General features: G+C 61.5%; 22 protein-coding genes. 12 read left to right on the top strand and 10 right to left on the bottom strand.

Annotated features, from left to right (window positions below; translation table 11 throughout):
- Window positions 1-35 precede the first annotated feature (35 nt).
- Both ACO77H_RS23385 and garD read left to right on the top strand, forming a co-directional pair.
- Complete coding sequence (locus ACO77H_RS23385; RefSeq protein ID WP_169950930.1) at window positions 36-1,400, top strand: MFS transporter; 1,365 nt, start codon at window positions 36-38, stop codon at window positions 1,398-1,400.
- A 12-nt stretch (window positions 1,401-1,412) separates the two neighbouring features.
- Window positions 1,413-2,966 (top strand): galactarate dehydratase, encoded by a 1,554-nt coding sequence (garD, locus tag ACO77H_RS23380; protein WP_169950928.1) that lies wholly within the window; start codon window positions 1,413-1,415, stop codon window positions 2,964-2,966.
- A gap of 6 nt (window positions 2,967-2,972) precedes the next feature.
- Here the strand turns inward: garD and ACO77H_RS23375 are convergent, their stop codons facing one another.
- The 3 genes from ACO77H_RS23375 to ACO77H_RS23365 are packed head-to-tail and all read right to left on the bottom strand — an operon-like array spanning window position 2,973 to window position 5,164.
- On the bottom strand, window positions 2,973-3,677 hold the full coding sequence (locus ACO77H_RS23375) for an HAD family hydrolase (protein ID WP_169950926.1): 705 nt from the start codon (window positions 3,675-3,677) through the stop codon (window positions 2,973-2,975).
- Window positions 3,674-4,537: a 1-acyl-sn-glycerol-3-phosphate acyltransferase gene (locus ACO77H_RS23370; RefSeq protein ID WP_432754624.1), complete on the bottom strand. Its 864-nt coding sequence runs from the start codon at window positions 4,535-4,537 to the stop codon at window positions 3,674-3,676. Before ACO77H_RS23370 ends, ACO77H_RS23375 begins: the two co-directional genes overlap by 4 nt.
- Window positions 4,538-4,564: 27 nt before the next feature.
- Window positions 4,565-5,164, bottom strand: coding sequence for a GNAT family N-acetyltransferase (locus tag ACO77H_RS23365; protein WP_432754623.1), 600 nt, complete (start codon window positions 5,162-5,164; stop codon window positions 4,565-4,567).
- A gap of 274 nt (window positions 5,165-5,438) precedes the next feature.
- On the opposite strand from ACO77H_RS23365, the gene ACO77H_RS23360 reads away from it, so the two are divergent.
- Window positions 5,439-6,380, top strand: coding sequence for an AEC family transporter (locus ACO77H_RS23360; RefSeq protein WP_169950919.1), 942 nt, complete (start codon window positions 5,439-5,441; stop codon window positions 6,378-6,380).
- A 43-nt stretch (window positions 6,381-6,423) separates the two neighbouring features.
- Here the strand turns inward: ACO77H_RS23360 and ACO77H_RS23355 are convergent, their stop codons facing one another.
- The 6 genes from ACO77H_RS23355 to gatC all read right to left on the bottom strand — a co-directional run bounded on the left by ACO77H_RS23355 (window position 6,424) and on the right by gatC (window position 11,677).
- Complete coding sequence (locus ACO77H_RS23355; RefSeq protein ID WP_432754622.1) at window positions 6,424-6,831, bottom strand: carboxymuconolactone decarboxylase family protein; 408 nt, start codon at window positions 6,829-6,831, stop codon at window positions 6,424-6,426.
- Window positions 6,828-7,838: a calcium/sodium antiporter gene (locus tag ACO77H_RS23350; protein WP_432755781.1), complete on the bottom strand. Its 1,011-nt coding sequence runs from the start codon at window positions 7,836-7,838 to the stop codon at window positions 6,828-6,830. The genes ACO77H_RS23355 and ACO77H_RS23350 overlap by 4 nt, the downstream gene beginning before the upstream one ends.
- Window positions 7,839-7,936: 98 nt before the next feature.
- A complete protein-coding gene (locus tag ACO77H_RS23345; protein ID WP_169950915.1) occupies window positions 7,937-8,308 on the bottom strand; it encodes a septal ring lytic transglycosylase RlpA family protein in 372 nt (123 codons plus the stop codon).
- Between the two features lie 157 nt (window positions 8,309-8,465).
- Window positions 8,466-9,911 (bottom strand): Asp-tRNA(Asn)/Glu-tRNA(Gln) amidotransferase subunit GatB, encoded by a 1,446-nt coding sequence (gatB, locus tag ACO77H_RS23340; protein WP_169950913.1) that lies wholly within the window; start codon window positions 9,909-9,911, stop codon window positions 8,466-8,468.
- Between the two features lie 10 nt (window positions 9,912-9,921).
- Entirely contained in the window at window positions 9,922-11,373 is a 1,452-nt protein-coding gene (gene gatA, locus ACO77H_RS23335) for an Asp-tRNA(Asn)/Glu-tRNA(Gln) amidotransferase subunit GatA (protein WP_169950911.1), read from the bottom strand.
- Window positions 11,374-11,389: 16 nt separating this feature from the next.
- Window positions 11,390-11,677 carry an Asp-tRNA(Asn)/Glu-tRNA(Gln) amidotransferase subunit GatC gene (gene gatC / locus ACO77H_RS23330; protein WP_003216077.1) on the bottom strand — a complete coding sequence of 96 codons (288 nt, stop codon included), beginning with the start codon at window positions 11,675-11,677 and terminating at the stop codon, window positions 11,390-11,392.
- Window positions 11,678-11,887: 210 nt separating this feature from the next.
- On the opposite strand from gatC, the gene mreB reads away from it, so the two are divergent.
- From mreB to tldD, 8 genes are all read left to right on the top strand, one after another.
- Window positions 11,888-12,925: a rod shape-determining protein MreB gene (gene mreB / locus ACO77H_RS23325; protein WP_002555108.1), complete on the top strand. Its 1,038-nt coding sequence runs from the start codon at window positions 11,888-11,890 to the stop codon at window positions 12,923-12,925.
- Between the two features lie 186 nt (window positions 12,926-13,111).
- A complete protein-coding gene (gene mreC, locus ACO77H_RS23320) occupies window positions 13,112-14,140 on the top strand; it encodes a rod shape-determining protein MreC (RefSeq protein WP_432755780.1) in 1,029 nt (342 codons plus the stop codon).
- Window positions 14,140-14,628 (top strand): rod shape-determining protein MreD, encoded by a 489-nt coding sequence (gene mreD / locus ACO77H_RS23315; protein WP_169950909.1) that lies wholly within the window; start codon window positions 14,140-14,142, stop codon window positions 14,626-14,628. Before mreC ends, mreD begins: the two co-directional genes overlap by 1 nt.
- Window positions 14,629-14,678: 50 nt before the next feature.
- Window positions 14,679-15,275, top strand: coding sequence for a Maf family protein (locus ACO77H_RS23310; protein ID WP_169950906.1), 597 nt, complete (start codon window positions 14,679-14,681; stop codon window positions 15,273-15,275).
- Between the two features lie 69 nt (window positions 15,276-15,344).
- Window positions 15,345-16,802 (top strand): ribonuclease G, encoded by a 1,458-nt coding sequence (gene rng, locus ACO77H_RS23305; protein ID WP_169950904.1) that lies wholly within the window; start codon window positions 15,345-15,347, stop codon window positions 16,800-16,802.
- 75 nt (window positions 16,803-16,877) lie between these two features.
- Window positions 16,878-20,693, top strand: a complete 3,816-nt coding sequence (locus ACO77H_RS23300) for a YhdP family protein (protein WP_432754621.1) — start codon at window positions 16,878-16,880, stop codon at window positions 20,691-20,693.
- A gap of 48 nt (window positions 20,694-20,741) precedes the next feature.
- Window positions 20,742-21,590, top strand: a complete 849-nt coding sequence (locus ACO77H_RS23295) for a carbon-nitrogen hydrolase family protein (protein WP_169950900.1) — start codon at window positions 20,742-20,744, stop codon at window positions 21,588-21,590.
- A 16-nt stretch (window positions 21,591-21,606) separates the two neighbouring features.
- Window positions 21,607-23,049, top strand: coding sequence for a metalloprotease TldD (tldD, locus tag ACO77H_RS23290; RefSeq protein ID WP_169950898.1), 1,443 nt, complete (start codon window positions 21,607-21,609; stop codon window positions 23,047-23,049).
- A 45-nt stretch (window positions 23,050-23,094) separates the two neighbouring features.
- Here tldD and yjgA read toward each other — a convergent pair whose 3' ends face one another.
- On the bottom strand, window positions 23,095-23,616 hold the full coding sequence (gene yjgA, locus ACO77H_RS23285; RefSeq protein WP_029291815.1) for a ribosome biogenesis factor YjgA: 522 nt from the start codon (window positions 23,614-23,616) through the stop codon (window positions 23,095-23,097).
- Window positions 23,617-23,724: 108 nt separating this feature from the next.
- On the opposite strand from yjgA, the gene pmbA reads away from it, so the two are divergent.
- On the top strand, window positions 23,725-25,071 hold the full coding sequence (gene pmbA / locus ACO77H_RS23280; RefSeq protein WP_169950896.1) for a metalloprotease PmbA: 1,347 nt from the start codon (window positions 23,725-23,727) through the stop codon (window positions 25,069-25,071).
- Window positions 25,072-25,183: the final 112 nt, after the last annotated feature.

The raw sequence follows: 25,183 nt of genomic DNA, 5'->3' as shown, positions 1-25,183 counted from the left end.
CCCGCAAAAAAAATAATTAGTGGGAGTACATCTACATGCAAGCGACCAAGCCGACGCACGTCCGTTATTTGATCTTGCTCATGCTGTTCCTGGTGACCACGATCAACTACGCCGACCGTGCCACCATCGCCATCGCAGGTTCCAGCCTGCAAAAAGACCTCGGCATCGACGCCGTCACCCTCGGTTACATCTTCTCTGCTTTCGGTTGGGCCTACGTGGCCGGGCAAATTCCCGGCGGCTGGCTGCTCGATCGTTTCGGCTCGAAAAAAGTCTATGCCCTGAGCATCTTCACCTGGTCGCTGTTCACCGTGCTGCAAGGCTATGTCGGTGAGTTCGGCGTCTCCACCGCCGTGGTTGCGCTGTTTATGCTGCGCTTTCTGGTCGGCCTGGCCGAAGCGCCATCCTTTCCCGGCAATGCGCGCATAGTCGCTGCCTGGTTCCCAACCGCCGAGCGCGGCACGGCTTCGGCGATCTTCAACTCGGCGCAGTACTTCGCCACTGTGTTGTTTGCCCCGTTGATGGGGTGGATCGTCTACAGCTTCGGCTGGCAGCACGTATTTATCGTGATGGGCGTGATTGGCATCGTGTTCTCGCTGATCTGGCTGAAAGTGATCTACAGCCCGCGCGAGCACCCGCTGATCAATGAGGCTGAGTTCAAGCACATTGCCGCCAATGGGGCGATGGTCGATATGGACCAGGACAAGGCCAAGGGTAAGAAAACCGACGGGCCGAAGTGGGATTACATCCGCCAGTTACTGACCAACCGCATGATGCTTGGCGTGTACCTGGGCCAGTACTGCATTAACGGCATTACCTACTTCTTTCTCACCTGGTTCCCGGTGTACCTGGTGCAGGACCGCGGCATGACCATCCTCAAGGCCGGCTTCATCGCTTCGCTGCCGGCGATCTGCGGTTTTATCGGCGGCGTGCTGGGCGGGGTTATTTCCGACTACCTGCTGCGCAAGGGCCACTCCCTGACCTTCGCGCGCAAGGCGCCGATCATTGCTGGCTTGCTGGTCTCCAGCAGCATCATTGCCTGCAACTATGTGGATGTGGAGTGGATGATCGTGGGCTTCATGGCCCTGGCCTTCTTCGGTAAAGGCGTTGGCGCACTGGGTTGGGCGGTGGTGTCTGACACCTCGCCCAAACAAATCGCTGGCCTCAGCGGCGGCTTGTTCAATACCTTCGGCAACCTGGCTTCCATCACCACGCCTATCGTGATCGGCTACATCATCAGCACCACCGGTTCGTTCAAGTGGGCCCTGGTGTTCGTCGGCGCCAATGCGCTGGTGGCGGTATTCAGCTACCTGGTGATCGTCGGCCCGATCAAGCGCGTGGTGCTCAACGAGCCACCGAGCAAAGGCCCTGAATTGACTAACCTTTCCCAAGCGCAATCCTGAAGGGGCCGTGTGATGCAGTTGATTGAACATGCCGACTCGCCGCGCTCCATTCGGTTGCACGAGCGCGACAACGTAGTAATCGTGGTCAATGATCAGGGTGTGCCAGCCGGCACCGAGTTCCCGGACGGCCTGGTGACCGTGGAGTTCATCCCCCAGAGCCATAAGGTGACCCTGGAAGATATCCCACAAGGTGGTCAGATCATTCGCTATGGCCAGACCATCGGTTACGCCTTGCAACCGATACCACGCGGCAGTTGGGTCCAGGAGGATCAACTGCGCATGCCCACTGCACCGCCGCTGGACAGCCTGCCGCTGTCCACCGAAGTGCCCGAGGCCCAGGCGCCATTGGAAGGTTTCACCTTCGAGGGCTATCGCAATGCCGATGGCACTGTGGGCACGCGCAACATCCTCGGCATCACCACGACCGTGCAGTGCGTGACCGGCGTGCTGGACCATGCGGTCAAGCGCATCAAGGACGAGTTGCTGCCCAAATACCCGAATGTCGATGACGTGGTGGCACTGACCCACAGCTATGGTTGCGGCGTGGCCATTACCGCCACCGACGCCTATATTCCGATCCGCACCGTGCGCAACCTGGCGCGCAACCCGAACCTGGGGGGCGAAGCCCTGGTGATCAGCCTGGGCTGCGAAAAGCTGCAAGCCGGGCAGGTGATGCACGACAACGACAGCTCGGTGGACCTCAGCGAGCCGTGGCTGTACCGCTTGCAGGACGCAAGCCACGGGTTCAGCGAAATGATCGAGCAAATCATGGAGCTGGCCGAAACCCGGTTGAAGAAACTCGACCTGCGCCGGCGGGAAACCGTACCGGCCTCGGAGCTGATCCTGGGCATGCAATGCGGCGGCAGCGACGCGTTTTCCGGGATCACCGCCAACCCGGCGCTGGGCTACGCGTCAGACCTGTTGCTGCGGGCCGGGGCGACGGTGATGTTTTCCGAAGTGACTGAAGTGCGCGATGCCATTTACCTGCTGACCTCCCGCGCCGAAAACCAGGAGGTCGCGCGGGAACTGGTGCGGGAAATGGACTGGTACGACCGCTACCTGGCCAAGGGCGAGGCCGACCGCAGCGCCAACACCACGCCGGGCAACAAGAAGGGCGGCCTGTCGAACATTGTCGAGAAGTCCCTGGGGTCTATCGTCAAGTCCGGCAGCAGCGCGATCAATGGCGTGCTTGGGCCGGGCGAGCGCTTCAAGGGCAAAGGCCTGATCTTTTGTGCGACCCCGGCCAGTGATTTTGTCTGCGGCACCTTGCAACTGGCGGCGGGGATGAACCTGCATGTATTCACCACCGGCCGCGGCACGCCCTACGGGTTGGCGATGGCGCCAGTGGTGAAGGTTTCGACCCGTACGGAATTGGCCCAGCGCTGGCCGGACCTGATCGATATCGATGCCGGACGGATCGCCACCGGGCGTGCGACCATCGAGGAACTGGGCTGGGAGTTGTTCCATTTCTACCTGGATGTGGCCAGCGGCAAAAAGCAGACCTGGGCCGAGCAACATAAGCTGCACAATGACATCACCTTGTTCAATCCGGCGCCGATCACCTAGCCCAGGTCAGGACAGGGCGCCGATCAAGGCCTGCAGATGGGGGTAGACCTGCTGCGGGCTGGCCGCGCGAAGGATGTGTCCGCTCATCTCGGGCATGGGTTGGCGGGTGTAGTAGTCCGCACACACAAAACCGTCGACCCAGCCATCGACATACACCTGGTGGTCTGAGCGGGCATCGCCGACGATCAGCGCCCGGCCCTTGAGCCTGCCGCTTTCGCGCCACCGTCGCACGATCCGGCTTTTGCCGGTACCGGGGTTGATCAGCGGCGAAGGCCGGGGGCACAGGGCCCGCGAACCGGCCCAGAACAGGCGGTTGGCGAGCACGTTGCGGGTGTCGATATCCAGCGAGCGGGCAATCGGGGCGATCCATTCGGTGTAGCCGCCAGACAGGATATGCACCTGCACGCCCTCGCGCTGTAGGTTGTGCAGGGTCAGCATCAGGGCCGGGTCGAGGCTGCCAATGACCGTGTCGACGTAGCGCTGGATATGCTGGCGGCGGATGCGCGGGATCACCTTGACCAAGGACAGCAGTTCCCAGGCACTGGCGCGACCGGCCAACGCCTTGGGCGCGATCAGTTGCAGTTGCTCCAGCATGGCTTGCCCAGCGGGGCTGTCGCCAATCGCCGACTGGATGATCGCAAGGGTGCTTTCGTGGTTCACCAGGGTCTGGTCAAAGTCGAAAATCACATGGGTAGTGCCGGTTGCGGTCATGGGCGTGCCTGCGCATCGAGCTGGCGATAGCGGTGTTTGTCTTCGCGGGTCCACGGGGTGGTCGCAATGCCCAGGTGTTGGGCGATGCGGGCCTGGATTTGGTCTGCAAAGGCCTGGCCGCTTTGCTGCTCCTGGCGTTCGCAGCGTTCCAGGTAGCTCATTTCACAGATCATCCAGGGCATCGTCAGCAAGCGCAGGAAACTTGCCAGGCCAGAGGCATGCAGTGGGCTGGCGACCAGGCCGAAGGGCAGAATCAGGCGCCCGGCCAGGGGCACGACGGGCAAGCCGCGGCTCAGCAGCCCCGCGCGAAAGCGATACAAACCCCGGCCGTTGTTAATGGTCGCTTCGGGGGTGGTGTAGAGGGCGGTGCCTTGCGGGTTGATGCGCAGTTTATGCAGGTTACGGGAGAATGCCTTCTTATCGGCACCGTTCCAGAACTGTCCGCCCGAGCATTTGAGCAACAGGAAGGCGGTGAAGGCGATAAAGCGGTTGTAGCCACTGGCCGCCACCAGTGTTGCGCCTGGCATCGCGAGGATGGCGAATGGATCAATCACGCTGACGTGATTGGCGGCCACTACGCAGCCGTCGGTGATCAGGGCGATTTGCCGCGATGAATGGCTGCAACGGATGCGAATGCCCATTATCCACAGGAGCCCTCGATACATCACGGGCCTGGCAGCCAACGGAAGCGGCCAGGCGAGCAGGCTCACCACGACCATCGACAGCAGGCGCAGGCCCGCCAATACGCAACCAAACGGCAGGTAGACCTGGCGTCGCAAGCAGCGGTAGGCCCAGGTTTCCCGGGTGCACAGGCCCGCTACTGAGTGAAGGGGGTCGGGTGGAGGCAGAATGTTTTTCACGGGGATGTTGCTCAGTGATGGTTTTGGTCAGGCCAGCTTGCTGTGCTCGGCGGTTTTCATCCGGCGCGAAAACCGGTCGATGCGCGCCAGGTTGGCAGGGCTGATTTCCCTGAACCGTTCGCGGGTAAGATCAATCTTCACGTGGGGGCCGTAAGGGGTTTCAATCACTTGCCCGGCCAGTTGTGGCGCGTGCAAAAACGCCCGGTTCATTTCCAGTGCGCGGTGGTGCCGGATATTGGTCAGGGTGTAGATCTGCTCGAACCCCAGGTGCTCAAAGCCGTATTCAAGCGCCAGGTGGATGGCAATAAAGGGGTAGGGCGTTCCCCAGTATTTCTTGAGGAAACGGTTGCCGAAATTGATGCCGTATTCTTTTTGCGCGAACCCGGCATAACCGATAAAAGGGCCTTGCAGGCCAATGCTCACCGCCCAGCGTGACCAGTTTTGGTCGGTCATTTCTTTTTTGAAGGTGGCGATTTCGTTGGCGGCGGCGGTCATGTCCCGGGTGGTGCCGGCGGAAATGAATTTCATCGCCTCGGGGTCACTGAGTAGTTCGGTGTAACCCGCAATGTCCTCATCGTCCCAGCTTCTGATATGCACATTGTGTAAATGGTTGACGGATCTACGCATGGGGCCCCCCTGGAGTTATTCAGTTGTTACAGGAGGGGGATTTTCAGGGGCGGCGTTACTGAAGCGGAGGTGTGGATTCTCGTTAGTGCGTGGGAGCTTGTGCAGTGCTTTGTGGGACGGGTGAACCCCGGCCGGGATAGTGGGATTACCTCCTACGAAGTAGCCACAGTTCCCAATTCTGGACTTTTTTAGTTCGTGTTTATGTTTCGAAATCCAATATCAACAGTGCAGCCCACTGCTTTATCATGACGATTCCCTGAAAACAGGACTTAGCATGCTCGCCATTTTCCTTGCGACGCTCACCATCACTGCGCCGGTGTTTGCCATGCTGTTCCTGGGGGTGCTGCTCAAGCGCATCAACTGGATCAACGACAATTTTATCCACACCGCGTCAGCCCTGGTGTTCAACGTCACCATGCCGGCGTTGCTGTTTCTGGGGATCTTGCACGCCGACCTGCATTCGGCGCTCAAGCCAGAACTGCTGATCTATTTTGCCGTGGCCACGGTCGCCAGCTTCGCCCTGGCCTGGGGCTGGGCGATTTTCCGTTGCCCGCGGGAAGACCGGGGCATTTATGCCCAGGGCGCGTTTCGCGGGAACAACGGGGTGATCGGCCTGGCACTGGCGGCCAGCATGTACGGCGACTACGGGATTTCCCTGGGGGCGATCCTCGCGGGGCTGGTGATCCTGTTCTACAACACCCTGTCGACCATTGTGCTGGCGGTGTACAGCCCGGTGATCAAGTCGGACCCGTGGAGCATCTGCAAGAGCGTACTGGCCAACCCGCTGATCCTCAGTGTGATTGCCGCCACGCCATTCGCCTATTTCCAGATCGGCCTGCCCAGTTGGCTGGAAACCTCCGGGAGGTACCTGGCCGACATGACCCTGCCCCTGGCATTGATCTGCATTGGGGGCACTCTGTCCCTGGCGGCCTTGCGCCAAAGTGGCAACATGGCGTTGAGTGCCAGCCTGGTGAAAATGATCGGTTTGCCGCTCGTGGCCACCGTCGGGGCCTGGCTGTATGGCTTCCGGGGACCGGAGCTGGGGATTCTGTTTTTGTATTTTGGCGCGCCGACGGCCGCCGCCAGCTTTGTCATGGCCCGTGCGGCCCAGGGCAACCATGAGTTGGCGGCGGCGATCATTGTGATCACCACCCTGATGGCGGCAGTGACCACCAATATCGGGATCTTTGTGTTGCAGGCCGGTGGCTGGATCTGAAATGAGTGGTGTTTTTTAGGGCCTATCGCGGGCAAGCCCGCTCCTACACTTGAGGGGGTTCACCACTAATTGTGGGAGCTGGCTGATACGTCTCAATCACTTCCTGCGCCGCGCGAAACGCATCAATCGCCGCCGGCACACCGGCATACACCGCGCAATGCAGCAACGCCTCGCGAATTTCTTCGACAGTACAGCCATTGTTCAGCGCGCCGCGCACATGGCCCTTGAGCTCCTGCGGGCACTTCAAGGCGGTCAATGCCGCGAGGGTGATCAGGCTGCGGGTCTTCAGCGGCAGGCCTTCACGGTTCCACACCCCGCCCCAGGCATGTTCGTTGACGAAGTCCTGCAACGGCTGGGTGAACTCGGTGGCATTGCCCAAGGCGCGGTCGACAAATACGTCGCCCATGACCTGGCGACGCATTTGCTCGCCGGATTTCGGTTGATCGGTCATTGCGACTCCCTCTTGTGGTGTTGGCGGCGCCAGGCCCGCAGCGAAGTGAACAACAGGAAAGCCACCAGCGCTGGCAGGACGTAGTACAGCATCAGTTGTTCGAGTTTATTGGCCAGCGGCATGCCGGTGGTGAACGACACCACGTGCAGCCCATACGCCAGGTACAGCCCCAGCAGCAGCAAGCCTTCGGCGCGGGTAATGCGGTAGCCGGTGTAAAACACTGGCAAGCACAACACCACCACGCCGAGCATCACCGGCAGGTCGAAATCCAGGGCATTGGGCGATACCGACAAGGGCGACGGCGCCACCAGCGCGGTAAAGCCCAGTACCCCCAACAGGTTGAACAGGTTGCTGCCGATCACGTTACCCACCGCAATCTCCCGTTCGCCGCGCAGGGCGGCGATCAGGGACGTGGCGAGACACGGCAGAGAGGTGCTGACGGCAACGATGGTCAGGCCGATCACCCGTTCGGACAGGCCCAGGTCGCTGGCCACTTCCACGGCCGCCCCCAGCAGCAGATGCCCGGCGAATACCAGCAGCGCGAGCCCGGCGATCATCCACAGCAAACTGCTCAGCCACGGCGCTTGCACTACCGTGTCGCGGGTCCGCGGGCGGCGCGAATGGCGGGTCTGGTACAGCAACAGCGCGAGGTAGGCGAGCAGGGCTGCCAGTAAGGTCAGGCCGTCGAGCGGAGTCAGGGCCTCATCGCTGGCGAGGATGAACAGCAGCAGGCTGGCGCCGATCATCACCGGGATATCCAGGCGCACCAGTTGCCGCGACACGCGCAGGGGAATGATCAGCGCTGAAAGGCCCAGGGTCACGAGGATATTGAAGATGCTGCTGCCAATCACGCTGCCCACGGCGATATCGCTATTGCCGGCCAGGGTGGCCTGCAGGCTGACGGCGATTTGCGGCGCGCTGCTGCCAAAGGCGACGATGCTCAAGCCAATGATCAGCGGCCTGACCTTGAGGCTGGCGGCCAGGCGCACGGCGGCGCGTACCAGCATCTCGGCGCCGGCAATCAGCAGCAATAGGCCGCTGATCAGTTCAATCAGGCTCAGGGGCGAGAGGGCGCTTAATCCGAAAATGGCCAGGGCTCCGTCAGTCAGTTGTTCAGGGCTTGCACGCGCACGCGCGCGGTTCCGCTGCGCAGCATACCCAACTGCTCGGCGGCCTGGCGTGAAAGATCGATCAGCCGGCCACGGGTGTGTGGGCCGCGATCATTGATGCGCACCACCACGGATTTGTCGTTGGCCAGGTTGGTGACCTGCACCCGCGTGCCGAATGGCAGGCGCCGGTGGGCGGCGGTCATGGCGTGTTGGTTGAAGGGTTCACCGCTGGCGGTTTTTTTGCCGTGGTGCTTGGCGCCGTAGTAGGACGCTGTGCCGGTTTCGTCATAACCGTTGGGATCGATCAGGCCACTGGCGCAGCCGGTGAGCAGTGAAAACAGGGCGCAGAGGCCGAGTAGACGCTTCATTTTCAAGGTGTCCCCAAAATTGATATGGGAACCGACCTTTGTAGAAGCTGGCTTGCCTGCGATGCGGGCGCCTCGGTTTTTCAGATGCACCGAGGTGATGCTATCGCAGGCAAGCCAGTTCCTTCACAAGCCGGCTCCCACAGGGCGGCAACCGTTATCAGCCTTCGAGCTTGCTCTTGAGCAATTCGTTCACCTGTTGCGGGTTGGCCTTGCCTTTGGAGGCCTTCATCGCCTGGCCCACAAAGAAGCCGAACATCTTGCCGCGTTTGGCTTCGTCCGCTGCACGGTACTGCTCGACCTGCTCGGCGTTGGCCGCCAGCATTTCATCTAGCACGGCCGAGATCGCGCCGCTGTCGGTGACTTGCTTGAGGCCGCGTTTCTCGATGATCTCGTCGGCGCTGCCTTCACCGCTGGCCATGGCTTCAAACACGGTCTTGGCGATCTTGCCGGAGATGGTGTTGTCCTTGATGCGCAGCAACATGCCGCCCAACTGTTCGGCCGTTACCGGGGCTTCGTCGATTTCCAGGCCCTGTTTGTTCAACAGGCTGCCCAGTTCAACCATGACCCAGTTGGCGGCCAGCTTGGCGTCACCGGCAATGCTCACGACTTTTTCAAAGTAGTCGGCTTGCTCGCGGCTCGACGCCAGAACGCTGGCGTCATACACCGAAAGACCGAACTGCGCCTGGAAGCGCTCGCGTTTTTGCGGTGGCAATTCCGGCAGGGTGGCGCGCACGTCATTGAGGAACGAATCCTCGATCACCACCGGCAACAGGTCCGGATCGGGGAAGTAACGGTAGTCGTTGGCTTCCTCTTTGCTGCGCATGGCGCGGGTTTCGTCTTTGTTCGGGTCGTACAGGCGCGTCTGCTGGATCACCTTGCCGCCGTCTTCGATCAGCTCGATCTGGCGACGGACTTCGGTGTTGATCGCCTTCTCGATGAAACGGAACGAGTTGACGTTCTTGATCTCGCAGCGAGTGCCGTACTCGACCTGGCCTTTTGGCCGCACCGACACGTTGCAGTCGCAACGCAGGGAGCCTTCGGCCATGTTGCCGTCGCAGATGCCCAGATAGCGCACCAGCGCGTGGATGGTCTTGACGTAGGCCACGGCTTCCTTGGCGCTGCGCATGTCCGGCTCGGACACGATTTCCAGCAGTGGCGTGCCGGCGCGGTTCAGGTCGATGCCGGTGGCGCCATTGAATTCTTCATGCAGGCTCTTGCCAGCATCTTCTTCCAGGTGCGCACGGGTCACGCCGACACGTTTGATGGTGCCGTCTTCCAGGGGGATGTCCAGGTAGCCCTTGCCGACGATCGGCAGCTCCATCTGGCTGATCTGGTAGCCCTTGGGCAGGTCCGGGTAGAAGTAGTTCTTGCGCGCAAACACGTTGTGCTGGCCGATCTGGGCGTCAATCGCCAGGCCGAACATCACCGCCATGCGTACCGCTTCCTGGTTCAGTACCGGCAATACGCCAGGCATGCCCAGGTCTACCAGGCTGGCCTGGGTGTTGGGTTCTGCACCGAACGTGGTGGCGCTACCGGAGAAAATCTTCGATTGGGTGGCGAGCTGGGTATGAATCTCCAGCCCGATCACAACTTCCCATTGCATAGTGTTCTCCTCAGAAGCCGGTTGGGGTGCGAGTGTGCCAGTCAGTGTTCAACTGGTACTGGTGCGCCACATTGAGCAAGCGGCCTTCCTGGAAATACGGGGCGAGCAACTGCACGCCCACCGGCAGGCCATCGACGAAACCTGCAGGCATGGACAAGCCCGGCAAGCCCGCGAGGTTGGCGGTGATGGTGTAGAGGTCTTCAAGATACTCGGCGATCGGGTCACCGGTCTTGGCGCCGATCTTCCAGGCCGGGTTCGGTGTAGTCGGACCGATGATCACGTCGACTTCATTAAAGGCAGCCATGAAGTCATTTTTGATCAGGCGTCGGATTTTTTGCGCCTTGAGGTAGTACGCGTCGTAGTAGCCGGCCGACAGGGCGTAGGCACCGACCATGATCCGGCGCTGCACTTCCACGCCGAAGCCTTCGCCACGGGAGCGTTTGTACAGGTCGGTGAGGTCTTTCGGGGCTTCACAGCGGTAGCCGAAACGCACGCCGTCAAAGCGCGACAGGTTCGACGAGGCCTCTGCCGGGGCGATCACGTAGTACGCCGCAATCGCGTGCTGGTTGTTCGGCAGGCTGATTTCCTTGATCACCGCGCCGAGCTTTTCCAGCTCCTTGATGCTGTTGTGCACCAGTTCGGCGATACGTGGGTCGAGGCCGGCGCTGAAATACTCTTTCGGCACGCCGATACGCAGGCCTTTGAGCGAGGTATTGAGGCTCGCGCTGTAGTCCGGCACGGGTTCATCGATGCTGGTGGAGTCCTTCCCATCGAAGCCAGCCATGCCTTGTAACAATATTGCGCAGTCTTCGGCGCTGCGGGCCAGGGGGCCGCCCTGGTCGAGACTGGAGGCGTAGGCAATCATGCCCCAGCGGGAAACACGCCCGTAGGTCGGTTTCAGGCCGGTGAGGTTGGTGAATGCGGCTGGCTGGCGGATCGAGCCGCCGGTATCGGTGGCTGTAGCGGCCGGCAGCAGGCGGGCGGCCACGGCTGCAGCCGAGCCACCGGACGAGCCGCCGGGCACGTGTTCCAGATTCCACGGGTTTTTCACTGCGCCGTAGTAGCTCGATTCGTTGGCCGAACCCATGGCGAATTCGTCCATGTTGGTCTTGCCCAGGGTCACGGCCCCGGCTTCGGCCAGCTTGGCGACCACGGTCGCGTCGTAGGGCGCCTTGAAGTTGTCGAGCATCTTCGAGCCGCAGCTGGTGCGGATACCCTGGGTGCAGAACAGGTCCTTGTGACCGATTGGCGCACCCAGCAGCGCGCCGCTTTCACCGTTGGCGCGACGGGCGTCGGCGGCCTTGGCCTGGCCTAGTGCCAGTTCCTCGGTGAGGCTGATAAAGCTGTTGACCTTCGGATCCAGCGCGGCGATGCGCGCCAGCAGGGTCTTGGTCAGCTCTTCGGAAGAAAACTTTTTGTCGGCGAGACCGCGGGCGATCTCGGCCAGAGTCAATTGATGCATTGCAGGCTCTTTCCCTTTAGTCGATGACTTTCGGAACCAGGTACAGGCCGTTTTCGACCGCTGGTGCGATGGACTGGTAGGCCTCGCGATTATTGCGTTCGGTCACGACGTCTGCGCGCAGGCGCTGGCTGGCTTCCAGTGGGTGGGCCAGGGGTTCGATGCCGTCGGTATTCACCGCCTGCATCTGGTCGACCAGCCCGAGAATGCTGTTCAGGGCTGCGGTGGTCTGTGGAAGATCGGCTTCATTGAGGCCCAGGCAGGCCAAATGAGCGATTTTTTCCACGTCGGAGCGTTCAAGCGCCATGGGATTCTCCAGTGGAAAACAGAACGGAAGCTATCCGTGTGTTAGATTGTCGGAACACTACCGCATTTCTACGGTCATAAGGCCGCGATTGTGGGGTTAGGTGCACAGAAAGTCGGCCAATTTAGCACATTGGCGCCTTGCCCAAAATCCCTGTCGTTGTTAGAGTTTGCCGCACTTTTTTACCCACGCGTTGCCTAGGGTCCCTTTCCCATGTTCAAGAAACTGCGTGGCATGTTTTCCAGCGATCTTTCCATCGACCTGGGCACTGCCAACACCCTTATTTACGTGCGCGAGCGCGGTATCGTCCTGAATGAGCCATCGGTTGTGGCCATTCGGACCCATGGTAATCAGAAAAGTGTCGTTGCCGTGGGCACCGAGGCCAAGCGCATGCTCGGCCGCACACCTGGCAACATTGCCGCCATTCGTCCGATGAAAGACGGCGTGATCGCCGACTTCAGCGTCTGCGAGAAGATGCTGCAGTACTTCATCAACAAGGTTCACGAAAACAGTTTCCTGCAGCCCAGCCCTCGTGTGCTGATCTGCGTACCGTGCAAATCCACCCAGGTGGAGCGTCGGGCCATCCGTGAATCGGCCCTTGGTGCCGGTGCCCGCGAAGTGTTCCTGATCGAAGAGCCAATGGCTGCTGCCATCGGTGCCGGCCTGCCGGTTGAAGAGGCGCGCGGTTCGATGGTGGTGGATATCGGTGGCGGTACCACAGAAATCGCCCTGATTTCCCTCAATGGCGTGGTGTATGCCGAATCCGTGCGGGTTGGCGGCGACCGCTTCGACGAAGCGATCATCACTTATGTGCGTCGTAACTACGGCAGCCTGATCGGCGAATCCACCGCCGAGCGCATCAAGCAGGAAATCGGTACCGCTTACCCGGGCGGCGAAGTGCGCGAAGTAGATGTTCGCGGTCGCAACCTGGCCGAAGGCGTACCACGTGCCTTTACCCTGAACTCCAATGAAGTGCTGGAAGCTCTGCAAGAGTCCCTGGCCACCATCGTTCAGGCAGTAAAAAGCGCGCTGGAGCAATCGCCGCCGGAGCTGGCTTCCGATATCGCCGAGCGTGGCCTGGTGCTGACCGGTGGTGGCGCCTTGCTGCGTGACCTCGACAAGCTGCTGGCCCAGGAAACCGGTCTGCCGGTGATCGTCGCCGAAGACCCGCTGACCTGCGTTGCCCGTGGCGGTGGTCGTGCACTGGAAATGATGGATAAACACACCATGGACCTGCTCTCCAGCGAATAAGATCGTTGGTTGCACCATGTTTCGCCAACAGGCAGCACTTTGCAGTGCTGCCTGTTGGCGTTTATCTTCTTCAATCTGCATCCAGGCCGGTTTGATGCCGTATGAATAAAGAGAATATCTGCCCGGGAGGAGCGGCCTATTAAACCGCTCTTCACTAAAGGCCCCTCATTGGGCGTGCGCTTGTTGGTGCTGGTCGTGCTATCGGTCGCGCTGATGGTGGTCGATGCCCGCTTCACACTGCTCAAGCCAGTGCGTAGCCAAATGTCGCTGGTATTGATGCAGTCCTACTGGATCACCGACCTGCCGCAACGGCTATGGCAAGGCGTGGCCAGCCAGTTTGGCAGCCGCACCGAGCTTGTGGCCGAAAACGAAAAACTCAAGACTGAAAACCTGCTGTTGCAGGGGCGCATGCAAAAGCTGGCGGCCCTGACCGAGCAGAACGTTCGGCTGCGCGAGTTGCTCAACTCTTCCGCGCTGGTCAATGAAAAGGTCGAAGTGGCCGAGTTGATCGGCATGGACCCCAACCCCTTCACCCATCGCATCATCATCAACAAGGGCGAGCGCGATGGTGTGGTCCTTGGCCAGCCGGTGCTCGATGCCCGTGGCCTGATGGGCCAGGTGGTGGAGTTGATGCCCTATACCTCCCGCGTGCTGCTGCTGACCGACACCACCCACAGCATTCCGGTGCAGGTCAACCGCAATGGCCTGCGGGCGATTGCCAGCGGCACCGGTAACCCGGAACGCCTGGAGTTGCGGCATGTGGCGGACACCGCCGACATCAAGGAAGGCGACCTGCTGGTCAGCTCCGGCCTTGGCCAGCGCTTCCCGGCAGGCTATCCGGTGGCGACGGTCAAGGAAGTGATCCACGATTCCGGCCAGCCGTTTGCGATTGTCCGCGCCGTGCCGACGGCCGCGCTGAACCGTAGCCGCTACCTGTTGCTGGTGTTCAGCGACACGCGTACGCCGGAAGAGCGCGCCAACGAAGCCGCCCAGGCCCAGGAAGCGCAGGACAAGCAAGACGGCACCACGACGCCGGTTATTCCGGCAACCGTACCCAAACCGGCGGCACCCGTGGCGACACCGGTTGCACCTGCCGCGCCTGCTGTGGCGACACCAGCCAAACCGGTGACCCAACCGGCTCGGCCGGTCAAGCCAGCGGCGACTGCGCCAGCGGCGGCACCTGCACCGGCAACCACTCGACAAGGGGCGCAATAATGGCCGGCACTCATTCGCGCAATGGCTGGATGGTCTGGTTGACCTTTGCCATCGGCATGCTGCTCAGCGTTTCGCCGATGCCGCAATTCATGGAAATCCTGCGCCCGCTGTGGCTGGCGTTGCTCCTGGCCTTCTGGGCGCTGGCCCTGCCGCACAAGGTCGGCATGGTCACGGCCATGTGCCTGGGGCTGGCTGAAGATGTGATGTATGGCACGTTGCTCGGCCAGAACGCCTTGATTCTTACGCTGATTACCTTCCTGGTGCTGTCGTTGCAGCAACGCCTGCGGATGTTCCCGATGTGGCAGCAGTGCCTGGTGATCCTGGTGATCTTCGGCTTGGCCCAATTGGTGCAGCTGTGGCTCAGTGCCCTGACCGGCAACCGCCAACCGACCCTGGCGCTGGTCTTGCCGGCCCTGGTCAGCGCGCTGCTGTGGCCATGGGTCAGTTTCGGGCTGCGTGGGTTGCGTCGTCGCTATAAAATCAATTGAGTGGGTCGCGAGGCTCTGCCTGGTTATCGAACCCACAGGGAGAGTCTGCAATGCATGCACTTTATCTGGCCTCCGGCTCTCCTCGGCGGCGTGAATTGCTGACCCAGATCGGCGTGCCGTTCACTGTGGTCAGCGCGGCTATCGATGAAACACCCCTGGGCGACGAGTCGCCGGCGTCCTACGTCGAACGCCTGGCCCGTGGCAAAGCCGCCGCAGGCCTGGCGACACTGGCCGATACCGCCAATGCCTGCGTGCTGGGCGCCGATACCGCCGTCATCCTGGATGGCCGGATCCTGGGCAAGCCCCTGGACCAGGCCGATGCCCTGGCCATGTTGCTGGCCCTTTCTGATCGTGAACACGAAGTCCTCACCGCCATTGCCGTGCTCAGTGACCTGCGCTGCGAAACGCGCCTGGTCAGCAGCCGCGTGCGCTTTCGCCAGGTTTGCACACACGAGGCAACGACTTACTGGCACAGCGGGGAGCCTCAGGACAAGGCGGGCGGCTATGCTATCCAAGGCTTGGCGGCGGTATTTGTCGCCGGGCTAAATGGCAGTTACTCCGCGGTCGTTGGCTTGCCGGTCTGCGAAACAGCAGAACTGCTGGGCCATTTCGGCATACCCTGTTGGCAACACCTTTCCGTGCGCTGAACGCCTAACTCCAGCGCCATATTTAAGCGATCGGCCACTATTGTGAAAACGCCTGAACGAGACCCAGCCATGAGTGAAGAGATTCTGATCAATATCACGCCGATGGAATCGCGCGTGGCGGTGGTAGAAAACGGTGTTTTGCAAGAAGTGCACGTCGAGCGCACCCAGAAGCGCGGGATTGTCGGCAATATCTATAAAGGCAAGGTTGTAAGGGTATTGCCGGGCATGCAGGCGGCCTTTGTCGATATCGGCCTGGACCGCGCGGCGTTTATCCATGCCTCGGAAATTTCCCTGCGCGAAGGCCCGGCGGTCGAAAGCATCAGCGCCCTGGTGCATGAAGGGCAGAGCCTGGTGGTGCAAGTCACCAAGGACCCGATCGGCTCCAAGGGCGCGCGCCTGACCACACAGTTGTCGATTCCTTCGCGTTACCTGGTGTACATGCCGCGCACTGCCCATGTCGGTATTTCCCTGAAAATCGAAGACGAAGGTGAGCGTGAGCGCCTGAAAAAGGTCGTCAGCGATTGCGTGGCGGCCGAAGGCATCAAGGAGGCCGGCGGCTTTATCCTGCGTACCGCCGCCGAAGGTGCCGGTGCCGATGAAATCCTCATGGACATCCGCTACCTGCGGCGGCTGTGGGACCAGATCGGTGCCCAGATCAAGACCGTCGGCGCGCCGAGCGTCATCTATGAAGACCTGGGCCTGGCCCTGCGGACCTTGCGCGACCTGGTCAGCCCCAAGATCGAGAAAATTCGCATCGATTCGCGGGAAACCTTCCAGCGCACCACGCAATTTGTTGCCGAACTGATGCCGGAAATCGCCGACCGCCTGGAGCACTACCCCGGTGAACGGCCGATTTTCGACCTATATGGCGTCGAGGACGAAATCCAGAAGGCCCTGGAGCGCAAGGTGCCACTCAAGTCTGGTGGCTACCTGGTGGTCGACCCGGCAGAAGCCATGAGCACCATTGATGTGAACACCGGTGCTTTCGTCGGCCATCGCAACCTTGAAGAAACCATCTTCAAGACCAACCTCGAGGCCGCCACCGCCATTGCCCGCCAACTGCGCCTGCGCAACCTGGGCGGGATCATCATCATCGACTTCATCGACATGGAAGATGAAGAGCATCAGCGCCAGGTATTGCGCACCCTTGAAAAGCAACTAGAGCGCGATCACGCCAAGACCAACATTATCGGGATCACCGAGTTGGGCCTGGTGCAGATGACCCGCAAACGCACCCGCGAGAGCCTTGAGCAGGTGCTGTGTGAGCCGTGCAGCAGTTGCCAGGGGCGCGGCAAGTTGAAGACCCCGGAAACGGTTTGCTACGAGATTTTCCGGGAAATCCTGCGGGAGGCACGCGCTTACCAGGCCGAGGGTTATAGAGTCCTGGCCAACCAGAAGGTGGTGGACCGGTTGCTGGACGAAGAGTCGGGCAACGTTGCGGAATTGGAGGGCTTTATTGGCCGCACCATCCGTTTCCAGGTCGAAACCATGTATTCCCAGGAACAATACGACGTGGTGCTGCTCTGATCCGCATCAGTCTTTTTCAACGAGACCGCCAGACCTTGATCTGCCGTCCGACTATTACCTTGAGGGTCGCCTGACATGGAGCGTCTGCAACGCTTTTTTGCCGCACTGACCCGTTGGGGCCTTGGCCTGTGTGCATTGCTGTTGGTACTGGCGGCGGTCTACGTCAGCCTGGGTCGTGAATTGACGCCATTGGTGGCGGAGTACCGTGGCGAAGTCGAGGCCAAGGCCCAGGCGGCGGTTGCTATGCCCCTGAGTATTGGCAGCCTGGAGGGGCGCTGGAGCGGTTTTGCCCCGGTATTGCTGGCCCATGACGTGATGGTCGGTGAAGGCAGCAGTGCCTTGTGCCTGGACCAGGTGCAAGTGGTGCCCGACCTGTGGGCCAGCCTGCTGGCGTGGGATGTGCGCATTGCCCATCTGGAAGTCAGCGGCTTGCAGCTCAGCGTCAAGGAAGACCAGGACGGCCGCTGGGCGTTGCAAGGCCTGCCGGTGCAGGACGACCAGCCCCTGGACCCCGAGCAACTGCTCAAGCGCATGCAGGCGGTGGCCAAGGTCTCGCTGCTGGACAGCCAGGTCACCTTGCAGCCGTTCGAGCAAGCGCCGCTGACCTTGACCTATGTGGGGCTGAGCCTGCAAACCGGTACCACCCGCCAGCGCCTGGATGCGCGCCTGACCTTGCCCGATGGGCAACCGCTGGCCCTCAGCCTGCGCACGCGGATCCGTGCCAGCCAGTGGCGCGACGGTGAAGTGCAGGCCTACCTGAGCCTGCCCCAGAGCAATTGGGCGCAGTGGATTCCGGCGAAGTTGACTCGGGACTGGAAACTCAGCGAGTTGAAAGCCGGCGGTGAATTCTGGCTGACCTGGGCCAATGGCACGCTGCAAAGCGCCGCCGCCCGGCTCAATGCGCCACAGGTGAAGGTCCGTTATGCCCAGCGCAAGCCCACGAGCATCCAGAACCTGGGCCTGACGGCTTACCTGCAGCGCAGCGACAGCGGCCTGAAGGTGATCTTCGATTCGTTGGCCATGAACCTGGGCGACACCCGTTGGGAGTCGCACCTGCAATTGCAGCAAACCCTGGCCACTGATAAGGCGCAGGAAACCTGGAGGCTGCAGGCCGACCGCCTGGACCTGACACCGATTACCCCTCTGCTCAACGCCCTCGCGCCATTGCCGGAAGGTTTTGCCAAGACCGTCGAAGCGTTGAAGGCCACGGGCGTGCTGCGCAATGTGCTGGTGGATTATCGTCCCCAGGACGCGGGCGATCAGCGCGTGAGCTTTGCTGCCAACCTCGAGCGCGTGGGCTTTGACGCCTATTTCGGCGCGCCGGCAGCCCGCAACGTCTCCGGCAGCATCAGCGGTGACCTGGGCCAGGGCGAACTGCGCATGGACAGCAAGGATTTCGTCCTGCACCTGGACCCGATTTTCGCCAAGCCCTGGCAGTACCTCCAGGCCAACGCGCGCCTGACGTGGAAGCTGGATAAGCAAGGTTTCACGCTGATCGCGCCGTATATCAAGGTGCTGGGGGAAGAGGGCAAGATCGCAGCGGATTTCCTGATTCGCCTGCATTTCGATCATAGCCAGGAAGACTACATGGACCTGCGGGTCGGCATGGTCGATGGCGATGGGCGCTTTACCCCCAAATACTTGCCGGCGGTCCTGAGCCCGGCCCTGGATGAATGGCTGCGTACGGCAATTCTCAAGGGCGCGGTCGATGAAGGCTTCTTCCAGTATCAAGGCTCGCTGAACCACGATGCGGTGACGGCGGCACGCAATATCAGCCTGTTCTTCAAGGTGCATGATGCCGAGTTGGCGTTCCAGCCGGGCTGGCCTCATGTGAGCAAGGTGGCCGGTGAAGTGTTTGTCGAAGAGACCGGCGTGCGCATCCTGGCCAGCAAGGGGCAATTGCTCGATACCAAGGTCAAGGGGATCTACGTCAACATTCCCCATGCGTTGCCCGGCCATGACAGCCATCTGCTGCTGACGGGCGGGTTTGCCGGTGGGCTGGGGGACGGCCTGAAGATCCTCCAGGACGCGCCCATCGGTACGGCATCGACGTTTGCCGGCTGGAAGGGCGAGGGCGACCTGCAAGGTTCCCTGGACCTGGATATTCCCCTGGCCAAGGGCACCGAGCCGAAGATCGTGGTGGACTTCAAGACCGACAAGGCGCGCCTGCAACTGGCCGAGCCGACTCTGGACCTGAACCAGCTCAAGGGTGAGTTCCGCTTCGACAGTGCCAAGGGCCTGAGTGGGCAGAACATCAGCGCCCAAGCCTTCGACCGGCCGATCACGGCGCAGATTGCGGCCGGTGGCAGACCGGGCAATCTCAGCACGCGGGTCACGGCCAAGGGCCAGGTGACGGTCAAGCGGCTCACCGACTGGCTGAAAGTCAGCCAGCCGCTGCCCGTATCCGGAGATATCCCTTATCAACTGCAACTGGACCTGGACGGTGCCGACAGCCAGTTGCGGGTCAGCTCCAACCTCAAGGGCGTGGCGGTGGATTTGCCTGCGCCATTTGGCATGCCCGCCAGCCAGGGCCGTGACAGTGTGTTGCGCATGACGTTGCAGGGCGCGGAGCGGCGCTACTGGTTTGATTACGGCGAGTTGGCAAACTTTACCTTTGCCGCTCCGGCGAACAATTTTGCCCAGGGCCGTGGCGAGCTGTTTCTGGGGGATGGCGATGCCTTGCTGCCCGGTGGCAAGGGCCTGCGGATTCGCGGGGTATTGTCGGAGCTGGATATCGATCCCTGGAAGAAGTTGGTCGACCGTTACGCCGGCAATGACCCAGGCGGCAATGCCAAGCAACTGTTGAGCAGTGCCGACTTCAAGATCGGCAAGCTGACAGGGTTTGGTACCCAACTCGACCAGGTCGCCCTGAAACTGGACCGCAAGCCCGCCGCCTGGGGCTTGCAGCTCGACAGCCAGCAGGTCAAGGGCACTGTTGGCCTGCCGGATGCGAAGGGCGCACCCATTGCCATCAACCTGCAGTACGTGAAGTTGCCGGCGGTCGATCCTACGGTGCAGGCCGATGAAAACGCGCCTGATCCCCTGGCGAGCATCGATCCCAAGGACATTCCCGCGCTGGATATCGCCATTGCCCAGTTGTTCCAGGGGCCTGACTTGATCGGCGCCTGGTCGTTGAAGGTGCGTCCGACAGCCAAGGGCATGGCGTTCAACAACCTCGACCTGGGCCTCAAGGGCATGCAGCTCAAGGGGGCCGGTGGCTGGGAGGGTGCGCCGGGCGCCAGCAGCAGTTGGTACAAGGGGCGCCTGGACGGCAAGAACATCGCCGATGTGCTCAAGGGCTGGGGTTTTGCGCCCACGGTCACCAGCCAGGACTTCCATCTGGATGTTGACGGGCGCTGGCCGGGTTCGCCCGCGTGGGTTGGGCCCAAGCGTTTTTCCGGCAGCCTGGATGCTTCGTTCCGCAAGGGCCAGTTCGTCGAGGTCGAGGGCGGTGCCCAGGCGTTGCGGGTATTTGGCCTGCTGAACTTCAACTCGATTGGCCGGCGTTTGCGCCTGGACTTCTCGGATTTGCTTGGCAAGGGCCTGAGCTACGACCGGGTCAAGGGCCTGCTGGCCGCCAGCAATGGTGTGTTTGTGACCCGCGAGCCGATCATCCTCACCGGGCCGTCGAGCAACCTGGAGCTTAACGGCACCCTGGACCTGGTAGCCGATCGTGTGGATGCCAAGTTGCTGGTGACTTTGCCGGTGACCAACAACCTGCCGATTGCTGCGTTGATTGTGGGTGCGCCGGCCATTGGTGGCGCGTTGTTCCTGATCGACAAGCTGATCGGTGATCGGGTGTCGCGTTTCGCCAGCGTCCAGTACAAGGTGGAAGGGCCCTGGAAAGATCCCAAAATCACCTTTGACAAGCCATTTGAAAAACCACAGTAAGCGCCTGTGGAGTAGCATGGCCCCATGCTTTTTTTGGAGTGTCGGCCCATGTGCTTTGCGGTAATCCAGATGGTCAGCCAGAGCGACGTCCTGGCCAACCTAGCCCAGGCCCGGAGCTTGCTGGAGCGGGCGGCGGCAGGGGGCGCGCAACTGGCGGTCCTGCCGGAAAACTTCGCCGCCATGGGTCGCCGCGACGTGGCGGCTATCGGCCGCGCCGAAGCGGTGGGCGAGGGGCCGATCCTGCCCTGGTTGAAACTGGCCGCCCGCGACCTCAACTTATGGATAGTGGCCGGTACCTTGCCATTGCCTCCCCTCGGGCAGCCCGACGCCAAGTCCAACGCCTGCTCGCTGTTGATCGACGCGCAGGGGCAGATCGCGGCCCGTTACGACAAGCTGCACCTGTTTGACGTGGATGTGGCTGACACGCGCGGTCGTTATCGTGAATCCGACGACTATGCTTACGGCAACCAAGTGGTGGTGGCCGATACGCCGGTAGGGCGTCTGGGGCTCACGGTCTGTTACGACTTGCGCTTCCCGGAGCTGTACAGCGAATTGCGCGCGGCGGGCGCCGAATTGATTACCGCGCCTTCGGCCTTTACGGCGGTAACCGGCGCGGCGCACTGGGATGTGCTGATCCGTGCGCGGGCAATCGAAACCCAGTGTTACCTGCTGGCGGCCGCCCAGGGCGGAGTACATCCGGGGCCGCGGGAAACCTATGGCCATGGGGCGATTGTCGACCCATGGGGGCGAGTGCTGGCACAACAGAATCAAGGCGAAGCGGTGTTGTTGGCCGAACGCGATAGCAGCGAACAAGCGTCGATACGGGCGCGCATGCCGGTGGCAGGCCACCGGCGCTTTTTCTCGCAGGGCGCGCAGCGACCTGCTTCAGAACGATGAATTTAAGGCCGAACCTATGAGCGAGTTGTTGTCCTCAGTCAGTGAACACCTCCTGGCGCCCGGTGGCGTGACCATCGAAAATCTGCAAACCGTACTGGGCGACCTGGCCGGGCCGGGCATCGATGCCGCAGACCTGTATTTCCAGGGCCAGATCTCCGAGTCATGGTCCCTGGAAGACGGGATCGTCAAGGATGGCAGCTTCAACATGGACCAAGGGGTTGGCGTGCGTGCGCAATCCGGTGAAAAGACCGGCTTCGCCTACAGCAATGCCATCACCCTGGAAGCCCTGGGCCTGGCCGCCCGCGCGGCGCGCTCGATTTCCCGCGCTGGGCAGAATGGCACCGTGCAAGCGTTCAGCACCCAGGACGTGACCCAGTTGTACGGCCCGGATAACCCGTTGGAAGTCATGACCCGAGCCGAAAAGGTCGAGCTGCTCAAACGCGTGGATGCTGCAACCCGTGCCCTTGACCCGCGCATCCAGCAGGTGAGCGTGAGCATGGCCGGGGTCTGGGAGCGGATCCTGGTGGCATCCACCGATGGCAGCCTGGCTGCGGATGTGCGGCCGCTGGTGCGTTTCAATGTCAGTGTGATCGTCGAGCAGAACGGGCGTCGCGAGCGCGGCGGCCATGGCGGCGGTGGGCGTACGGATTATCGCTATTTCCTCGCCGAAGACCGCGCCATGGGCTATGCCCGCGAGGCGTTGCGCCAGGCGCTGGTCAATCTGGAAGCCATCCCGGCACCGGCCGGTACGTTGCCGGTGGTGCTGGGTTCGGGCTGGTCCGGTGTATTGCTCCACGAAGCGGTAGGGCATGGCCTGGAAGGCGACTTCAACCGCAAGGGCAGTTCCGCCTACAGCGGGCGCATGGGCGAAATGGTCGCCTCCAAACTCTGCACCATCGTCGATGACGGCACGTTGGCTGGTCGCCGTGGTTCCCTGAGCGTCGACGACGAAGGGACGCCGACCGAGTGCACCACGCTGATCGAAAACGGTGTGCTCAAGGGCTACATGCAAGACAAGCTCAACGCGCGCCTGATGGGTGTGGCGCGCACCGGCAACGGTCGTCGCGAGTCCTACGCGCATTTGCCGATGCCCCGCATGACCAATACCTACATGCTCGCAGGCGAAAGCGATCCGGCAGAGATCATTGCCTCGGTGAAGCGCGGGATCTATTGCGCCAACCTTGGTGGCGGTCAGGTGGACATCACCAGCGGCAAGTTCGTGTTCTCCACCAGCGAAGCCTATTTGATCGAGGACGGCAAGATTACCGCGCCGGTCAAGGGGGCAACCCTGATTGGCAACGGCCCGGAAGCCATGAGCAAGGTGTCGATGGTCGGTAACGACCTGGCGCTGGACAGCGGGGTGGGGATGTGTGGCAAGGATGGGCAGTCGGTGCCGGTCGGTGTCGGCCAGCCAACCCTGAAAATTGATGCGATCACCGTGGGTGGCACGGGGTCGTAAGGCGTGGAGCTTCGGGTGGCGAAGACCGCCACCCGGGGAAGAGGATCAGCGCAGGCCGCGTTGAGTCTCGTCCAGCTCACGGATGTACTTGAAGATTTTACGGCTGGTGGCCGGCGCCTTGTTCTGTGCCAGTTCGTGCTGGGCCTGACGGATCAGGGAGCGCAGTTGCTGGCGGTCGGCATCCGGATAGTCCAGGACGAACTTCTCCAGTACAGCGTCGTCACCGCCGATCAGGCGGTCGCGCCAACGCTCCAGGTTATGGAAACGTTCGTTGTACTGGCGTGTGGAAGCATCGAGTTGGTCGAGCAAAGTCAGAATGGCGTCAGTGTCCTGGTCGCGCATCAGCTTGCCGATAAACATGATGTGCCGTTTACGCGCGATATTCGCCGTGTGCTTGGGTGCATCTGCCAGGGCCCGGCGCATTTCGTCGGTCAGAGGCAGTTTGGCAATCAAGTCCGGCTTGAGTGTTGTAAGGCGCTCGCCGAGATCAACCAGAGCATGCAGCTCGCGTTTGACCTGGGTTTTGCTTTTCTCCCCATCGAGGGAGTCGTCGTAAGAATCAACCATGGTGGCAGTCCGCAAAGAAACGCCGCCATGATAACCAGTCGGGGGCCGCTTGTCCGGCCCGGTCGCTCGATGGCCTTAACCGAAAGCAGAATTTGAGTGGAGAACACCATGAGTGCAGCCCAAAGCGTCGGTCCACAAGCGTTACCGGCACTGCAGGAACAAGTTGAACAGATCATCGCGGAGGCCAAGCGCCAGGGTGCCAGTGCCTGTGAAGTGGCGGTATCCCTGGAGCAGGGCCTATCGACTTCGGTACGCCAGCGGGAGGTGGAAACCGTTGAGTTCAACCGCGACCAGGGTTTTGGCATCACCTTGTATGTGGGGCAGCGCAAAGGCTCGGCCAGCACCTCGGCCAGTGGCCCGGAAGCCATTCGCGAAACCGTCGCCGCCGCCCTGGCGATTGCCAAGCACACTTCCGAAGACGAGGCCTCGGGCTTGGCGGATGCGGCCCTGATGGCGCGGGACCTGAAAGATTTCGATCTGTATCACGCCTGGGATATCACCCCCGAGCAGGCCATCGAAAAGGCCCTGGCCTGCGAAGCCGCGGCGTTCGACACCGACAGCCGGATCAAGAATGCCGATGGCACTACCCTGAGTACCCATCAAGGTTGCCGTGTGTATGGCAACAGCCACGGGTTTATCGGCGGCTACGCGTCGACACGCCATAGCTTGAGCTGCGTGATGATTGCCGAGGCCGATGGCCAGATGCAGCGTGACTACTGGTATGACGTAAGTCGCCAGGGTGAGCTGTTGGCGGACCCGGTGAGCATTGGCCAGCGCGCCGCGCAACGGGCCGCGAGCCGACTGGGCGCACGACCGGTGCCGACGTGCGAAGTGCCGGTGCTGTTTTCGGCGGAGTTGGCGGGTGGCCTGTTCGGCAGTTTCCTGGGGGCGATTTCCGGGGGCAACCTGTACCGCAAGTCGTCGTTCCTTGAGGGCGCGCTGGGGCAGAAGTTGTTTCCCGAGTGGCTGACCCTGGATGAGCGCCCGCACCTGATGCGCGCCATGGGCAGCTCGGCCTTTGATGGCGATGGCCTGGCAACCTACGCCAAGCCGTTTGTCGAGAACGGTGAGCTGGTGTCCTACGTGCTCGGTACCTACGCCGGGCGCAAGCTCGGTTTGCCCAGCACCGCCAACTCCGGTGGCGTGCACAACCTGTTCGTGACCCATGGCGACGAAGACCAGGCGGCGCTGCTGCGGCGCATGGGCCGTGGCTTGTTGGTGACCGAATTGATGGGCCATGGCTTGAACATGGTGACGGGGGATTATTCCCGAGGTGCGGCAGGGTTCTGGGTGGAGAATGGCGAAATTCAGTTCGCAGTCCAGGAAGTGACCATCGCCGGCAACATGCGCGATATGTTCAAACAGATCGTCGCCGTGGGTAACGATCTGGAACTGCGCAGCAATATCCGCACTGGCTCGGTGCTGATCGAACGCATGACCGTCGCCGGCAGCTAAGTACCAACCGGTTACACAACAGCGCCACCCCAAGGGTGGCGCTTTTTTTTGCCTGGAATATCCCAAGGCCGACAAAGGTATAGGTTCAAGAGCTTGTTTTGATTCTCAATAT

Source organism: Pseudomonas sp. WMBT8, from assembly GCF_050916005.1.
In the GTDB taxonomy this organism is placed as follows: Bacteria; Pseudomonadota; Gammaproteobacteria; order Pseudomonadales; family Pseudomonadaceae; genus Aquipseudomonas.
This window is presented reverse-complemented; position numbering and strand designations above follow the sequence as displayed.

Coding starts and splice junctions, on each gene's coding strand:
- ACO77H_RS23385 (WP_169950930.1), top strand. CDS start 36: ATGCAAGCGACCAAGCCGACGCACGTCCGTTATTTGATCTTGCTCATG.
- garD (WP_169950928.1), top strand. CDS start 1,413: ATGCAGTTGATTGAACATGCCGACTCGCCGCGCTCCATTCGGTTGCAC.
- ACO77H_RS23375 (WP_169950926.1), bottom strand. CDS start 3,677: ATGACCGCAACCGGCACTACCCATGTGATTTTCGACTTTGACCAGACC.
- ACO77H_RS23365 (WP_432754623.1), bottom strand. CDS start 5,164: ATGCGTAGATCCGTCAACCATTTACACAATGTGCATATCAGAAGCTGG.
- ACO77H_RS23360 (WP_169950919.1), top strand. CDS start 5,439: ATGCTCGCCATTTTCCTTGCGACGCTCACCATCACTGCGCCGGTGTTT.
- ACO77H_RS23355 (WP_432754622.1), bottom strand. CDS start 6,831: ATGACCGATCAACCGAAATCCGGCGAGCAAATGCGTCGCCAGGTCATG.
- ACO77H_RS23350 (WP_432755781.1), bottom strand. CDS start 7,838: ATGCTGGTACGCGCCGCCGTGCGCCTGGCCGCCAGCCTCAAGGTCAGG.
- ACO77H_RS23345 (WP_169950915.1), bottom strand. CDS start 8,308: ATGAAGCGTCTACTCGGCCTCTGCGCCCTGTTTTCACTGCTCACCGGC.
- gatB (WP_169950913.1), bottom strand. CDS start 9,911: ATGCAATGGGAAGTTGTGATCGGGCTGGAGATTCATACCCAGCTCGCC.
- gatA (WP_169950911.1), bottom strand. CDS start 11,373: ATGCATCAATTGACTCTGGCCGAGATCGCCCGCGGTCTCGCCGACAAA.
- gatC (WP_003216077.1), bottom strand. CDS start 11,677: ATGGCGCTTGAACGCTCCGACGTGGAAAAAATCGCTCATTTGGCCTGC.
- mreB (WP_002555108.1), top strand. CDS start 11,888: ATGTTCAAGAAACTGCGTGGCATGTTTTCCAGCGATCTTTCCATCGAC.
- mreD (WP_169950909.1), top strand. CDS start 14,140: ATGGCCGGCACTCATTCGCGCAATGGCTGGATGGTCTGGTTGACCTTT.
- ACO77H_RS23310 (WP_169950906.1), top strand. CDS start 14,679: ATGCATGCACTTTATCTGGCCTCCGGCTCTCCTCGGCGGCGTGAATTG.
- rng (WP_169950904.1), top strand. CDS start 15,345: ATGAGTGAAGAGATTCTGATCAATATCACGCCGATGGAATCGCGCGTG.
- ACO77H_RS23300 (WP_432754621.1), top strand. CDS start 16,878: ATGGAGCGTCTGCAACGCTTTTTTGCCGCACTGACCCGTTGGGGCCTT.
- ACO77H_RS23295 (WP_169950900.1), top strand. CDS start 20,742: ATGTGCTTTGCGGTAATCCAGATGGTCAGCCAGAGCGACGTCCTGGCC.
- tldD (WP_169950898.1), top strand. CDS start 21,607: ATGAGCGAGTTGTTGTCCTCAGTCAGTGAACACCTCCTGGCGCCCGGT.
- yjgA (WP_029291815.1), bottom strand. CDS start 23,616: ATGGTTGATTCTTACGACGACTCCCTCGATGGGGAGAAAAGCAAAACC.
- pmbA (WP_169950896.1), top strand. CDS start 23,725: ATGAGTGCAGCCCAAAGCGTCGGTCCACAAGCGTTACCGGCACTGCAG.